This is a genomic window from Agromyces neolithicus, assembly GCF_039529735.1.
Classification (GTDB): Bacteria; Actinomycetota; Actinomycetes; order Actinomycetales; family Microbacteriaceae; genus Agromyces; species Agromyces neolithicus.
Map to the genome: position 1 here is coordinate 113362 of NZ_BAAANJ010000009.1, position 15091 is coordinate 128452.

Annotated in this window: 8 protein-coding genes; 3 read left to right on the top strand and 5 right to left on the bottom strand. The window is 69.0% G+C overall.

Annotated elements, in window-relative coordinates; genetic code table 11:
- Positions 1–118: 118 nt before the first annotated feature.
- Both ABD164_RS12850 and ABD164_RS12855 read right to left on the bottom strand, forming a co-directional pair.
- The gene (locus ABD164_RS12850) at positions 119–3274 is read right to left on the bottom strand and encodes a M14 family metallopeptidase (RefSeq protein ID WP_344296689.1); all 3156 of its coding nucleotides are present in this window, start codon (positions 3272–3274) and stop codon (positions 119–121) included.
- Positions 3275–3486: 212 nt separating this feature from the next.
- Positions 3487–4449 (bottom strand): transcriptional regulator TrmB, encoded by a 963-nt coding sequence (locus ABD164_RS12855; RefSeq protein WP_344296690.1) that lies wholly within the window; start codon positions 4447–4449, stop codon positions 3487–3489.
- A gap of 174 nt (positions 4450–4623) precedes the next feature.
- On the opposite strand from ABD164_RS12855, the gene ABD164_RS12860 reads away from it, so the two are divergent.
- Together ABD164_RS12860 and ABD164_RS12865 are read left to right on the top strand one after the other, a co-directional pair.
- Positions 4624–6675, top strand: coding sequence for a S8 family serine peptidase (locus tag ABD164_RS12860; protein ID WP_344296691.1), 2052 nt, complete (start codon positions 4624–4626; stop codon positions 6673–6675).
- A gap of 280 nt (positions 6676–6955) precedes the next feature.
- Entirely contained in the window at positions 6956–8512 is a 1557-nt protein-coding gene (locus tag ABD164_RS12865) for a PA domain-containing protein (protein WP_344296813.1), read from the top strand.
- A 110-nt stretch (positions 8513–8622) separates the two neighbouring features.
- Here the strand turns inward: ABD164_RS12865 and ABD164_RS12870 are convergent, their stop codons facing one another.
- A complete protein-coding gene (locus ABD164_RS12870; protein ID WP_344296814.1) occupies positions 8623–9924 on the bottom strand; it encodes an MFS transporter in 1302 nt (433 codons plus the stop codon).
- Positions 9925–10242: 318 nt separating this feature from the next.
- Here ABD164_RS12870 and ABD164_RS12875 point away from each other — a divergent pair, with 318 nt between their 5' ends.
- Positions 10243–11088 (top strand): class II glutamine amidotransferase, encoded by an 846-nt coding sequence (locus ABD164_RS12875; protein ID WP_344296692.1) that lies wholly within the window; start codon positions 10243–10245, stop codon positions 11086–11088.
- Positions 11089–11173: 85 nt separating this feature from the next.
- Here ABD164_RS12875 and ABD164_RS12880 read toward each other — a convergent pair whose 3' ends face one another.
- Entirely contained in the window at positions 11174–13240 is a 2067-nt protein-coding gene (locus tag ABD164_RS12880; protein ID WP_344296693.1) for an ABC transporter ATP-binding protein, read from the bottom strand.
- On the bottom strand, positions 13237–14970 hold the full coding sequence (locus tag ABD164_RS12885) for an ABC transporter ATP-binding protein (protein WP_344296694.1): 1734 nt from the start codon (positions 14968–14970) through the stop codon (positions 13237–13239). The genes ABD164_RS12880 and ABD164_RS12885 overlap by 4 nt, the downstream gene beginning before the upstream one ends.
- Positions 14971–15091 lie beyond the last annotated feature (121 nt).

Consider the following 15091-nt stretch of genomic DNA (forward strand, 5'->3'; position numbering starts at 1 on the left):
CCGACGGTCTTCCGCCGGTCGAGTAGGCGCGCCAGCGCCGTATCGAGACCCGAGGAGACGGATGTCCCGCCGCGGGCAACCCCGCGGCGGGACATCCGTTCTTCGACGACTCAGCCGCCTACCCGGCGAAGTGCGCCAGGATCCCTGCGACCACGTCTTCACGGGCGGCGTCGGAGTCGAGCTGCTCGAGCCCGAACCCGAAGAGCAGCGAGTCGGGCGTCGCGGTGACCGCGATGGCACCGCCGAGCGCCTGCGAACGTTCGAAGTCGCTCGCGTTGGCAGGGCTGCCGGCCGGTGCGCCGAGCACCTGCCAGGCGCCGAGGCCCGTCTCGAAGCCCTCGGCCTCGGTGGCGGCGCCGCCGACCACGAGCTTCGTGTCATCGACGATGAGTCCCGCGCCGCCGCTCGACGGGTCGGTCACGTAGCTGATCACGATCTCGACCTGCCCGCCGGCGTAGGCGCTCAGATCGAACGCCACCGGAAGCCAGGCGCCCGAGCTGCCCGTGAACCGGTTCCACTCGCCGGTCGAGCCGGTGGGCAGGCACGGGTTTCCGAGCGTGAGGTAGTGCGCGAGCTGCGGGTGCTCGCCGATGTAGAACCCCGCCTCGCACTCGGTCGGTACCGTGGTGTCGGTGCCGCCGTTCAGGTCGGGCAGCGTCGTCCACGCGTCGCCACCGGGCACGCGAGCCTCGACGATCACGTTGTCGTATCCCGGCTCGGTGCCGAAGGCGATCTGCGCCTCGAAGGTCGGCGCGTCACCGGCCGAAACCCCCGTGAGGTCGAACGTACGACCGAGACGCTGGTAGCCGTCGTCGATGTGCGTCGCCGCCGCCGCCCACTCGCCCTCGATCGGCAGGAACTGCCCCTCGAGGCCCGTGTAGTCGGCCGCGCCCCAGCTCTCGAACTGCGGGAACTCGTCGACCGGCAGCAGGTCGCTCGTCGCAATGAACGCGCCCGCCTCGTCGATCGGGTTGTCGACCGTCGCCGGGCCGCCGAAGAGCGCCTCGACCCCGGTGAACGGATCCGCGACGCCCTTCATGCCGGTCGCCGAGACCGTGCCGCGGCCGCTGGCGCCGAGCCAGTACTGCGTGAAGTCGTCGGCGAGCAGCAGGCAGTCCGAGAAGAAGTCGCCGGTCACGGCGCAGTCTTCCTCGGGCGCACCGTCGAGGCCGTAGTAGATGCCCCCGATCTGGTCGCCGAGCAGGCCGAAGTACGCCGACGTCTCGCCTGCGTGCGCCAGCTTGCCGCCCTCGTTGAGGTAGTCGCGCACCGACATCGTCAGGAACTGCTGCCGTTCGGCGACCGCGAGGTCGGGCAACGGGCCGAACAGGAACGTGTCGGTGAGGAAGTCCTCGGGATCCTGCGTCAGCCGGTTGTCACCCAGGTACCAGACCACGCCGTCGAAGTGCGACAGCACCCCGAGGTCGTGCGGCACGCCTTGCGCGTCGACATCCCACGTCGCCGGAGTCACGCCGTTCGCCTCGAGCGCCGCGACATGCTCGTCGAGGTACTTCGGGGCGGTCGTGCCCGCCGGGTAGGTCGGGTTCACGCCCGTGTAGTCCTCGTTCGCGAGCACCAGCACGGGGCTGCCCGAGTCCTGCGCGAGCTCGTACGTGAAGTGCTCGCTCTCGGTCTTGCCTGGCTTCTCACCAGGCCCGACGTCTGCCGGAGTCGTCTGCGCCGTGAACCACACCTCGACGTTGTCGCCCGGGCTCGCGCCCGTCACGATGCCCCGGTACTCGGCGTAGTAGTCGGTGTTCTCGAAGCCGTAGCGTTCACCGCCCGCCCACTCGGCGACCTCGGCCTGCATCGCGGCGCCGCCGTTGATGGAGTAGAACATCTTCTTCGCCTTCAGGCTGCGCTTGGCCGTCACCGCGACGGGCTGCGGGTCGCCGTACGACACCTCGAAGCTGTCGACACGGAAGTCCTCGGCCTCGCGGTCGACGACCGACACCGGGTCATCCGGATCGAGCGCCGACTCGGCCACGGCGAGCGCGAACGGGATGTTCTTCTCGAACTCGGCCTGGATCAGCTCCTCGTCGTCGGGGAAGTTGAAACCGCTCTGGCAGTCCTCGGCGAGCCATTCGTCGTCGGGGATCGAGTTCGACACGGTCTCGCACGTCGTCATCTCAGGCGTGAAGCCGAGCGTGCCGTAGGCCTCCTGCGCGTGCGAGTCGGTGTCGCCGTTCGTCGTGTAGAGCTCGGCCGAGATGTCGGGGTCGTACCCCTCGATCGCCGGGTCGGCGTCGTCGCCGACCATCGCCTCGTAGATCACGTCGTCGGGCGACGGGGTCGACACCTGCCAGCCGATGCCGTGCAGCAGCAGTTCGGCCGCCGAGTGGTAGTTCACGAGGAACTCGGGCGTCGTCGACGCGAACAGCGAGTCGAGCGCCTGCGTCTCGGCCTCGGAATTCGGACCGGTGCCGCGGTAGGTCTGGCTCGCCGGGTTCGGCGACGAGCCTTCGTTGTCGTATCCCCAGCGGGTGGCGAAGTTGCGGTTCAGGTCGACGCCGTCGGCATTGGTGATCACGCCGTCGCCGTTGTTGTCGCGCAGGTTCTTGCGCCACAGCCGCTGCCCTGGCTCGAAGGTGAAGTCGTAGCCGTCGGGGTTCGCGACGGGCACGAACCACAGCTCGGTCGAGTCGATGATGTCGGTGATGCGCTCATCGGTTCCGTACGAGGTCAGGTACAGGTCGAGCAGGCGCCGAATCATCTCGGGCGTGATCCACTCGCGCGCATGCTGCGCGCCCATGTACACGGTGGTCGGCCGCTTGCCGTCCTTCTTCTGCTTCGCGATGTCGCCGGTCACGCGCACCGCACCGATGTCGTTGCCATCGGTCGTCTGCCCGATCACGCGGAATTCGGCGATGCCGGCATGCGCCGCGGCCTGGCTCATGATCTCGTCGAGCAGGCCGCCCTCGGGGTAGTACTGCCGGTACACGCCGTCGGTCGCCTGCAGCGATCGGCGTTGGGCGGCCGGGTTCTTGGGGATGAGCTCGGCGCCCTTCGCATTGAGTTCGGCGGCCTGGTCGCCGCTCAGGATGACCTGTACCTCGACCCGATCGGATGACTCGGCGGTCGGTGTCGCGACGAGCTCGTGCCGGTCGACACCGAGGTCGACGATGTCGGCGAGGCCCGCCTTGTCGACGGTGCCGGTATACACGGCGAGACTGTCATCGCCGCCCGGTGGTGGTGGGCTCGCGACGCTCGGCGCGGCGACGAGGCCGGTGAGGATGAGCGCTGCGGCTGATGCGATGGCGAGCTGACGGAGCATGGCATAACCCCCTTGTGCCGATGGCACGTTCGGTGACGGTGGTCCACGATCATCGAGCGAGGCGGATGTCCCCACCCGAACCTTCCTCATATTGGCGGTGACCTCGACGAGCGTCAACCGGAGAATGGTGAGGTTCGCTCACACCCAGCCGCGTCGCTGTGCTGTGTCGTGCTGTGCCTACCGCATGCCGCTCACGGCATACTGTCGTGGCGTCACACCCACGACCGGCGCACGGCCTCGGCTCCGAGCTGGATGCGGGTCGCCACGCCGGCCGTCTCCATGAGGTCGGCCACCCGTCGCTGCACGGTGCGCAGCGAGATGCCGAGTTGGGCCGCGGCCGCCGCATCGGTCAGCCCCAGCAGCAGCAGTTTCAACAGGTCGCGGTCGATCGCATCGTGCCGACCCGGCAGCTCACCATCGGAGATGAACTCGGTCGACACCGCCCAGAACTCCTCGAAGATCGCCACGACGAGGTCGAGGAGCCCGCTCGGATGCACGAGCAACGCCCCCGACGCCCGCTCGTCGCCGCGCGATCGCATCGGCAGCAGCGCCATGCGGTCGTCGGCGATGATGAGGCGGGTCGGCAGCGTCGGCAGCACCCGCACCTCTTCACCGTGGGGCGCCGCCTCGCGCGCTGCGTCGATGAAGCCGGGCCACTCGAGCACCGCCTTCTCGACGATGACCCGGTAGCGCACGCCGCGGGCGAGCGCACGCTCCTCCTCGGCATTCTCGTCCTTGTCGACGAAGGCGACCTCGCTCAGCATCAGCACGCTCACCTGCGCGACGGCCGCGGCCTGCAGCTGTGCGAACCGCTGGCGCACGGCGTCGGCGCCGAGCACCACGTCGACCACGTCGGGAACATCGCGTTGCGCGGCGCCCTGCCGATAGAGCTGGCTCAGGTGCACGAGCGATTCGTGCGCCTCGGTCAGTCGACGCTCACGCTCGTGCAACATCGGTCGAAGCGCGAGCGACGGCGGCGATGCCACGACACGGTCGGGCACCGAGGCCTGCCGCGCGAGCAGCCCGAGCCCCTCGAGGTCGTCGATCATCTGCTGCGCCCGGCCGACCGTCATGCCGGCAGTGGCGGCGAGCTCGTCGACACTCGCCGACGGCACCTTCAGCAGCAGCTGGTACACCGCGGTGTGCTCGTCATCAAGTCCGATCGCCTCGAGCACGCGAGCCTTCCGTTCCCTCGCCGTGGCCCGCATCGCGACCGCTCACGAACCGGTGTCGACATCGTCACCGTCGTGGCGGATCGAGGCCATGGCATCTCTCCGCCACCACCCTAACGAACACGTTGTGGAAGCGTGCATGGCAAGTCAGATCCGACGTGTGAGAGGTATCCCTACATGCCACGCAGCAACAGAACACCCGCATCGCGCCGCAGGCGTTCGATCGCGGCCGCCATCAGCGGCATCGCGATCGGCGTCGCGGGCATCGGCGCCGCCGCCCTACCGGCAACGGCCGATCCCGGCGACCCAGGAGGCGGTGGCGGCGCCCCGAACGCGCCCGTCGCCGCCGCCCCGACCGACGAGCACGCGGTCACCCTCATCACGGGTGACCGCGTGCGCGTCACCGATCTCTCAGATGGCACGCACGCCGTCGAGATCGAGACCGCCCAGCCGGGCGCGGGCGTGCAGACCATCGAGGTCGCCGGCGACCTGCACGTGCTGCCCGCCGCCGCCATGCCGTACATCACGGCGGGCGTGCTCGACCGCGACCTGTTCAACGTGTCGCAGCTCATCGAGTTCGGCTACGACGACGCCTCGGTCGATGCGACGCCGATCATCGTCGAGCTCGAGTCGGGTGCGGCGAACTTCCGCTCGGCACCGGCGCCAGTTCCCGGCGTCGAGCTGGGCGCGCCGCTCGCGAGCATCGGCGGCGCCGCGGCGATCGCCGATCACGCGACCGCCGCCGACACGTGGGCCGCATTAACGGATGCCCCGGAGGCGGGCCCGCGCGCGTTCAGCGCCGACCCCGACGAGGTCTCGCTCGGTGGTGGCATCGAAGCCATCCACCTCGACGGCAAGGTCGAGGCGACCCTCGACTCGAGCGTGCCGTGGATCGGCGCCGACGAGGCATGGGAAGCCGGCTACACCGGTGACGGCGTCACCGTGGCCGTGCTCGACACGGGCTACGACGACACCCACCCCGACCTCGCCGGCCGCGTGCTCCCCGAGTCGACGAGCTTCGTCCCCGGCGAAGAGGTCGCATGGGACCCGAACGGCCACGGCACCCACGTCGCCTCGACGATCGCCGGCACCGGCGCCGCGAGCGAGGGCACGCACCGCGGCGTCGCCGACGGCGCCGACCTGCTCGTGGGCAAGGTGCTCGACGCCGAGGGCTTCGGCCAGGACTCGTGGATCATCGAGGCCATGGAGTGGGCCGGCGCGAACGCCGACATCGTGTCGATGAGCCTCGGAACGCGCCAGGGCTCCGACGGCCTCGACGTGATGAGCGAGGCGCTCAACACGATCTCGGCCGAGACCGACGCACTCTTCGTCGTCGCCGCGGGCAACTCATCCGCACCCGAGACGATCGGCTCACCCGGCGCAGCCGCGAGCGCGCTCACGATCGGCTCGGTCGACGACCCGACGGGCGAGCTCTCGTGGTTCTCGAGCCAGGGCCCGCTCACGGGTTCGGGCGCCCTGAAGCCCGACCTCGCCGGTCCCGGCAACGACGTCACCGCCGCCCGCTCAGCCGACAGCGCCGGCGAGGGCGCCTACATCGGCATGAGCGGCACCTCGATGGCCACCCCGCACGTCGCGGGCGCTGCGGCGATCGTCAAGCAGCAGCATCCCGAGTACACCGCAGCGCAGCTCCGGGCGGCACTCGTGAGCACCGCGACCGACGTGGGCCTCACGCCCTACCAGGTCGGCGCCGGTGTGGTCGACGTGGCCAATGCCGTCGAGTCGACGGTGCTGGCCTCGGGTTCGGGCGACTTCGGCATGCTCACGTGGGGCGAGTCGGCCGAGCCAGTCGTGCGCACGATCGAGTACACGAACCGCGGCGACGCCGAGGTCGTGCTCGCGGTCGAGCCGACGCTCGTCGACACCACCCCCCGGCGCGGGCGGCGGCCTCACGCCGATGTCGGCCGCCGAGGCATCCGACATCGTCGCGATCGACGTCGACGAGGTGACGATCCCCGCCGGCGAGACTCGCACGGTCACGATGACCGCCGACCCCGCCGCCGTGCCCGCCGGGGCGCAGTACTCGGGCGTGCTCACCGCCTCGGTCGACGGCACCGTCGTGACCCGAACGGCGCTCGGCATCATCGCCGAGGCCGAGCGCTACGACCTCACGGTCACCGCGACCGACTTCGAGGGCGAACCGCTCGAGACCTACGGCTGGATCTGGAACGCCGAGACCGGCTGGTACACGTCCTTCGGCGTCGCCGGTGAGACCACCCTGCGCCTGCCCGCCGGCCTGTACTCGGTGATGTCGTACATGGACGTCTCCCGCGACGCCGACACCCAGACGATCGCGCTCGTCGGTGACCCCGACGTCGTGCTCGACGGGGCCGAGACGGTCGCCTTCGACGCCCGGGCCGCCAAGCCGGTCACGGTCGACGTGGGCAACGACGACGTCGAGGCGGTCGTTCGCCGCATGGACTTCAAGGTCGACGGCTTCAGCGGCAGCGCCCTCGCCCCGGTGTGGATCGACGAGCTCTACGCCCAACCGATGGATGCACCCGAGGCTGAGAGCTTCGACTTCACCACCCGGTGGCGCCTGCAGGATCCGACGCTCGTGCTGAACGCGGCCAAGCAGCAGCTCGACCTCATCGTGCAGGTCGGATCGACTCTGCTCGACGGCGACATCCGCGCCCGCGCGGTCGACGCCGGGCTCGGCAGCACCGAGGAGTTCGCGGCCGTCGACGTCACGGGCAAGGTCGCCGTGGTCACACGTTCCGACACGGTTTCGGCCTCGGCCCGCGCGGCGAATGCCGCCGCGGCCGGGGCGAAGCTGCTCATCGTCGTCAACGACGCCGATGGCGAACTGAGCGAATGGGTCGGGTCCGAGGACTACACGACCGACGTCGCCATTCCCGTGTCCGCGATCAGCGGCGTGCAGGGGCGCGGGCTGCTCGAGGCCATCGCGGCGCCCAAGCCCGTGACCATCACGGGCGAGGGCATCGCCGTCGCCGGCGAGGTCTTCGACATCGCCCGCTACAGCGACGGGTCAGTGCCCGAGAACCTCGACTACACGCCGAAGGAGCTCGCGCGCATCGACACGACCTACTACGGCGAGCAGGGCGCGACGGTCGGCGAGTACCGGTACGACTTCGTGCCGAGCACCCAGTACGGCACGGGCTTCCCGATGCGCACCGAACGCGGCATCGAACGAGCCGAGTGGGTGAACACCGACCAGGTCGAGTGGTACCAGAACGTCAGTGCGATCGACTGGGGATGGGACATCCGTGATGTCGTTCGCGCCTACGAGCCGGGCGAGCGCACCGAGGCGAGCTACTTCGGCTCGGTCGTGCGCCCCTACGTCGGCCCCGGGTACTGGGCGCCGCTGCGGTCGGGTGACGGCATCCAGCTGAACCTGCCCTCGTGGTCCGACGGCGACTCGGCGCAGCGCACCGGCGCGTTCGACACGTACGCCGGCACTCCCGGCATCGCCCAGTCGATCGAGCTGCACCTCGACGGTGAGCTCGTGAAGACGTCGCAGTACCAGGGGCTGAACGGCTGGGACATCGCCGACGGCGAGCACGACGTGCGGGTGGTGAACACGGCGACGCACGACGGCACCGCAACGCCGTCATCGACCATGACCCGCACCGAGTGGGCGTTCTCGTCGACGTGGAATTCGACCGACTACACGCGGCACATCCTGCCGATGCTGCAGGCCTACTACGACGTCGACCTCGACGGCTCGGGCAAGGTCGGCGCCGAGCGCAAGAAGGGCACGCCCGTGCGGCTCGGCCTCGAGCTCGGGCACATCGCGGGCGCCGTCGGTTCGGGTGCGATCACGGGTGCCACGCTCGAGGCGCGCGTCGCCGGCGGCGACTGGACGGTCATCGACCTCGATGTCACGTCGACGGATGACTCGGGCCCCGGTGAGCCGCCGGCAGGCGGGTTCCCCGAGGCACGGGCGTTCCTGACCACCTACGACGCCGACATCCGCGTTCCGGATGCCGGTGGCTGGGTCGACCTGCGGGTGACCGCGACCGACGCTGAGGGCGGCACCTTCAGCCAGGAGATCGAGCGGGCCTTCGAGGCGGCGTCGATCAAGTAGCGAGGAAGGCGAGACGGCCCGGGCGACCAGACGCGTCGCCCGGGCCGTTTCGTGCGCTCAGCCAGCGGGCGGGGCATCCGTTCGCTGCGTCGGCGGCGCTCGCCGCCGGCTCAGCCCTGCCCGGGATCGCGCCGACGCGACCGCGGCTCATCGAGCCCGATGTGCACTCGCGTGCGCTTGCGCTCGATGACGATGAACGCCGAGCCGAGCAGCCACAGCGGCACCTGGGTGAGGAACGCAACGCGGAACGCGTCGAGGCTGTACGTCTCGGGGGTGCCGGCGCCCTGCAGGTCCATGGCGAGGCCGATGAGGAAGATCGCGATGAGGCCCGCGAGGAACCCGCCGCCGTTCACGATGCCCGTCGCCGTGCTCAGCCGGTGGCTCGGATTGAACGTGCGGGCGTGGTCGAACGCGATCATCGACGCCGGGCCGCCGGTGGCGAGCGCGCACGCGAGCACGAACAGCAGCCAGAGCGGCGCCGGCTCGGGCAGCGCGATGACGGCGAGCCAGGCGACGACCTGCACGGCGACCGTCGGCAGTACGAGCATTCTCGATCGCCGGTTCGGGTGCCGGCTCGACAACCCGCCGATGACCGGGCCGGCGACCATGCCGAACACCACGAACACCGTGATGACGAGCGACGCGAGCGAGGTCGACAGCCCTTGGCCGACGGTGAGGAACGGGAAGCCCCACAGCATCACGAACGCCGTGCCCGCGAACGGGGTCGTGAAATGCGACCAGAACGCGAGTCGCGTCGCGGGGTGCGCCCACGATTCGCGGAAGCCCTCGCGAAGGTCGGCCGACGACGTCACCGCACGGATGACGCCCGTCGAGGTATCGACCGACACATCGGCGTCCCTGCCCGGCGGACGGTTGCGGATGACGGCATACGTCAGCACCGCGAACAGCACGCACAGGCCGGCGAGGCTGCCGAAGGCGACGCTCCACGACGTCGCATGCAGCAACGCCGCAAGCGGCAGCAGGGCGAGCAACTGGCCGGCCTGGCCGATGACGCCCGTCATCTGCACCATGACCGGCGCCTTCTGGTCGGGGAACCACGTCGCGATCACGCGCAGCACGCTCGGGAAGATCGCGGCATCGCCCGCGCCGAGCAGCATGCGGGCGACGATCGCGACACCCACGTTCGGCGCGAACGCCATCACCAGTTGGCCGGCAGCCATCAGCACCATGCCGATCGTGATGATCGGGCGCGCACCGTAGCGGTCGAGCAGCAGCCCCGCCGGGATCTGCATCAGCCCGTACACGGCCAACTGGATCACCGCGAACATCGACAGCGTCGAGGCATCCGCGTCGAATCGCACGGCCGCGTCGACGCCGACCGACGCGAGCGACGTGCGGTTCGTGACCGACAGCACGTAGGCGGCGACGCCGACGGCCCACAGCAACCACATGCGCCACGGGCGTGGGAGCGGGGGCAGCGTGATCACGGGCCGGCCTTCGGGTGTCGCGGACGATGGTGCGGGCAGTGCGGCCCGGGTGTCTTCAAGCGTAGCCCGCGTGTATGACGGCGATCGGCGGTAGTACCGCGGCGGGACGCGGCCGAGATCTGGTGACTCCGACACTGATGCCCCGTGGCATCAGTGTCGGAGTCGCCCTGTGTGAGCCGCGTGACGCCACGCGCGCGCACGGCTAGCATGTGGCTGCAGCGTGGGCTGCGACGGCGCTCGCCCGGCAGCCTGCATAGTGACGATGCGCAGGGGGATGAGGACATGTGCCGTTGGCTCGCATATTCGGGTGAACCGCTGAGACCGTCGACGTTGATCCTCGACGCCGAGCATTCGCTCGTGAAGCAGTCGCTCAACTCGCCGCTCGGCGCCGAGACGGTGAACGGCGACGGCTTCGGGTTCGGCTGGTACCCGAGCGACCAAGTGACGGGTGGCAAGCCGGCACTGTTCCACAGCATCGAGCCCGCCTGGAACGACCAGAACCTGCGCGAGCTCACCCAGGCCATCGAGAGCCCGCTCTTCTTCAGTCACGTGCGCGCCGCCGGTGGCCCGCCGATCCAGCAGACGAACTGCCATCCGTTCCGCTATGAGAACTGGATGTTCATGCACAACGGATTCCTCGGCGACTTCGTGAAGATGAAGCGCGACCTCGTGTTCGCGGTCGACCCGTCGCTCTACCCGCACATCCACGGCACCACCGACTCCGAGGTGATCTTCCACCTCGCGCTGAGCCTCGGCCTGCGCGACGACCCGATCGCCGGCGTCACGAAGGCCGTGCAGCTGGTCGAGTCGGTCGGGCACGAACACGGCATCCGCTTCCCGATGCAGGGCACCATGGCGCTCTCCGACGGGGCGACGATCTGGGCGTTCCGCTACTCGACCCAGGGCCGGTCGCGGACGCTCTTCCATTCCGCCGACATCGACACCCTGCGCGAGCTGTACCCCGAGATGGAGCAGCGGCTGAAGCTCTTCGGCCGGCACGCGCACGTCGTCGTCTCGGAGCCCCTCAACGAACTGCCGGGGGCGTTCCTCGAGGTGCCGGAGTCGACCGTGGCGATCCTCGACGAGTCGGGCTACCACCACGAGCCGTTCCTGGCACACGACGACTGACTGCGGGCCGGGAACGAACAAGCGGATGCCCCGTGGGGGACATCCGCTCGATCGCGTGGGTCGGCTGCGCTGTGTGCGCTGCGGCCTACAGCTCGCCCTCGACCGCCGCCTCGAGGGGGTTCTCGGCGTCGGCCGAGCTGATCACCGTGCCATCGGCGAGCGCCTCTTCGGCGTCGAGGTCGGTCGCGGCCTGCTCGAACTGCGAGTTGTAGAGGCGGTAGTACGCGCCCTTCGCGGCGATGAGCTCGTCGTGGTTGCCCTTCTCGACGATGTCGCCGTGCTCCATCACGAGGATGAGGTCGGCGTCGCGGATCGTCGAGAGTCGGTGCGCGATGACGAACGAGGTGCGACCCTGTCGCAGCGCGGCCATGGCGTGCTGCAGCAGCAGCTCGGTGCGGGTGTCGACCGACGAGGTTGCCTCGTCGAGGATGAGTACCGACGGCTGCGCCACGAACGCGCGGGCGATCGTGATGAGCTGCTTCTCACCGGCCGACACGTTCGACGCGTCTTCGTCGAGCACGGTGTCGTAGCCCTCGGGCAGCGAGTGCACGAACCGGTCGACGTACGTGGCCCGGGCGGCCGCGAGCACCTCGTCGTCGGTCGCAGTCTGGCGGCCGTAGCGGATGTTCTCGCGGATCGACCCGGCGAACAGCCACGGGTCTTGCAGCACCATGCCCGTGCGGGCGCGCACATCGCGGCGGGTGAGGTCGGCGATGTTCTGGCCGTCGAGCATGATGCGCCCGCCGTCGAGCTCGTAGAACCGCATGATGAGGTTCACGAGCGTCGTCTTGCCGGCACCCGTCGGACCCACGATCGCCACCGTCTGCCCCGGTTCGACGCGGAACGACAGGTCGGTGATGAGCGGGTGCTCGGGGTTGTACGAGAACGACACGTGGTCGAACACGATCGTGCCGGAACCGTCGACCGGCGCCGGGGCGTCGACCGCGTCGGGGTCTTGCTCGTCTTGGTCGAGCAGCTCGAAGACGCGCTCGGCCGAGGCGGTGCCCGACTGCACGACCGCGGCCATGCCGCCCAGCTCGGACAGCGGCTGCGTGAACTGCTGCGAGTATTGGATGAACGCCTGCACGTCGCCCAGGCGCAGCTGGCCGCTCGCGACCATGAGGCCGCCGAGCACCGCGATGCCCACGTAGGTGAGGTTTCCGATGAACATCATGCCCGGCATGATGATGCCCGACAGGAACTGCGCCTTGAAGCTCGCCTCGTAGAGCTCATGGTTCTCGGCCTTGAACTTCTCGCGAGAGTCATGCTCGCGACCGAAGACCTTGACGAGTGCGTGGCCCGAGAACGACTCTTCGACGCGGGCGTTCAGACGCCCGACCTTGCGCCACTGGATGCCGAACGCCTTCTGCGACTTCGGGCCGATGATGCCGAAGATCACGGCCATGAGCGGCAGCGACACGAGGGCGACGAGGGCGAGCTGCCACGAGATCGAGAACATCATGATGAGCACGCCGACGACGGTGAGCACCGAGGTGACCACGGTCGACAGCGACTGCTGCATCGCCTGCGTGATGTTGTCGATGTCGTTGGTGACGCGCGAGATCAGCTCGCCGCGCTGCACCTTGTCGAAGTAGCTGAGCGGCAGGCGGTTGATCTTCGCCTCGACCGACTCGCGCAGGCGCCACATGGTCTTCACCATGATGACGTTGATGACGTAGCCCTGCAGCCACGTGAGCATCGAAGCGGCGATGTACAGCGCGAGCACGAGCATGATGACCTGGCTGAGTCGCACGAAGTCGACGCCTTCGCCGGGTACCACTCCAGCGTTCGCCACGATGTTCGCAAGGTCTTCTTGCCCCGACGCCCGCAAGCCTTCGACGGCCTGTTCGGTCGTCGTTCCGGGGGGAATCTGCTTGCCGATGACGCCGGCGAAGATGAGGTTCGTCGCCTCGCCGAGCACCTTCGGTGCCATCACCGTGAGCACCACGCCGAGGGCGCCGAGGATCGACACGAACACGAACGCGAAGGCGTGCGGCTTCAGCAGCCCGATGAGGCGGCCGAAGCTCTGGCCGAAGTTCTTCGCCTTGCCCGGGGCGACGGCGCCGCTCCAGTCGTCGGCGTTGATGCGTGCCTGCTCGCCGAGCTCGATCTCGAGCTGCTCTTCTGCCGAGAGCGGGGTCTGCGCGGTCATCGTGCGGCCTCCACTCCGAGCTGGGATTCGACGATCTCGCGGTAGGTCTGCGAGGTCTCGAGCAGTTGCTCGTGCGTGCCGATGCCGACCATGCCGCCGTCGTCGAGCACGATGATGCGATCGGCGTCGGTGATGGTCGAGACGCGCTGGGCGACCACGATCTTCGTCACCTGTGGCAACTCCCTCCAGAGTGCTTGCCTGAGTCTCGCGTCGGTGGTGAGGTCGAGCGCAGAGAACGAGTCGTCGAAGACGAGGATGTCGGGTCGGTGCACGATGGCCCGCGCGATGGCGAGACGCTGGCGCTGCCCGCCCGAGACGTTCGTGCCGCCCTGCGAGATGCGCGCGTTGAGACCGCCCTCCATCTCTTCGACGAAGTCGCGACCCTGGGCGACCTCGAGCGCGTGCCAGAGGTCGTCGTCGGTGGCTTCTTCGCGCCCGTACCGAAGGTTCGAAGCGACCGTGCCCGCGAACAGGAACGGACGCTGCGGCACCAGGCCGATCGACGCCCACAGCTGCTCGAGGTCGGCCTGGCGCACGTCGACACCCCCGACCTCGACGCTTCCGCCGGTGACGTCGAACAGGCGGGGGATGAGCGAGATGAGCGTCGTCTTGCCGGCACCGGTGGAGCCGACGATCGCGACCGTCTCGCCCCTGCCCGCGGCGAAGGTGATGCCCGAGAGCACCGGGTGCTGCGCGCCCGGGTAGCTGAATTCGGCATCTTGGAACGACACGGTGCCCGGCGACGGGAACGTGGTGACGGGGTTCTCGGGGCGCATGAGCGAGCTGTCGGCGTCGAGCACCTCGCCGATGCGCTCGGCCGAGACCGCGGCGCGGGGGATCATGATCGTCATGAAGCTCGCCATGAGCACGCCCGTGAGGATGAGCATGACGTACTGCATGAAGGCGAACAGCGTGCCGATCTGCACGTTGCCCGCGTCGACCTCGAACGCCCCGAACCACACCACACCGACCACGGTGACGTTCAGCACGAGCATGAACAGCGGGAACAGCAGCACGAACAGCGACCCGACCTTGCGACCGACCACCATGATGTCGGTGTTCGCCTCGCCGAATCGCTCTTCTTCGATGGGCTCGCGCACGAACGCGCGCACCACGCGAATGCCGGTGAGCTGCTCGCGCATGATGCGGTTCACGTTGTCGAGCTTCTTCTGGTAGCTGCGGAACAGTGGCACCATGCGGCTGATGATGAGCACGGCGATGATGAGCAGGGTGGGCACGGCGACCGCGATGATCCACCCGAGGCCGACGTCTTCTTGCAGCGCGAAGAAGATGCCGCCGATCGCGAGGATCGGCGCCGTCACGAGGAACGTGCCGCCCATCATGGCGAGCATCTGCACCTGTTGCACGTCGTTCGTGTTGCGGGTGATGAGCGAGCCGGGCCCGAATTTCGAGACCTCGCGTTCGCTGAAGCTCGAGACCCGTTCGAAGACGGCGTCACGGATGTCGCGGCCGGCGCTCATCGCGGCGCGCGCCGCGAAGTACGTGGCGATGATCGATGCCGTGATCTGGCCGAGCGAGATCGCGAGCATGAGCGACCCGGTCGACCAGATGTACTCGGTGTCGCCCTTCGAGACGCCGTTGTCGATGATGTCGGCGTTCAGGCGGGGCAGGAGAAAGGTGCCGATCGCCGCGACGATCTGAAAGGCGAGGACTCCGAGGAGGAGCCAGCCGTAGGGCTTCAGGTAGCGGAAGAGGATTTTTCCGAGCATCAGGTCTCCGTGTGGGAGGGCGGGAAAGGAGGTCGGCCGACAGCGCCCTGCGAGGTGTGGGCGAGGCGCTGCTCGATGGCGGACACAGTGTCGCACCACCCTGCGACATTGCAGCATTCGA

Coding starts and splice junctions, on each gene's coding strand:
- ABD164_RS12850 (WP_344296689.1), bottom strand. CDS start 3,274: ATGCTCCGTCAGCTCGCCATCGCATCAGCCGCAGCGCTCATCCTCACC.
- ABD164_RS12860 (WP_344296691.1), top strand. CDS start 4,624: ATGCCACGCAGCAACAGAACACCCGCATCGCGCCGCAGGCGTTCGATC.
- ABD164_RS12865 (WP_344296813.1), top strand. CDS start 6,956: ATGGATGCACCCGAGGCTGAGAGCTTCGACTTCACCACCCGGTGGCGC.
- ABD164_RS12870 (WP_344296814.1), bottom strand. CDS start 9,924: ATGTGGTTGCTGTGGGCCGTCGGCGTCGCCGCCTACGTGCTGTCGGTC.
- ABD164_RS12875 (WP_344296692.1), top strand. CDS start 10,243: ATGTGCCGTTGGCTCGCATATTCGGGTGAACCGCTGAGACCGTCGACG.
- ABD164_RS12880 (WP_344296693.1), bottom strand. CDS start 13,240: ATGACCGCGCAGACCCCGCTCTCGGCAGAAGAGCAGCTCGAGATCGAG.
- ABD164_RS12885 (WP_344296694.1), bottom strand. CDS start 14,970: ATGCTCGGAAAAATCCTCTTCCGCTACCTGAAGCCCTACGGCTGGCTC.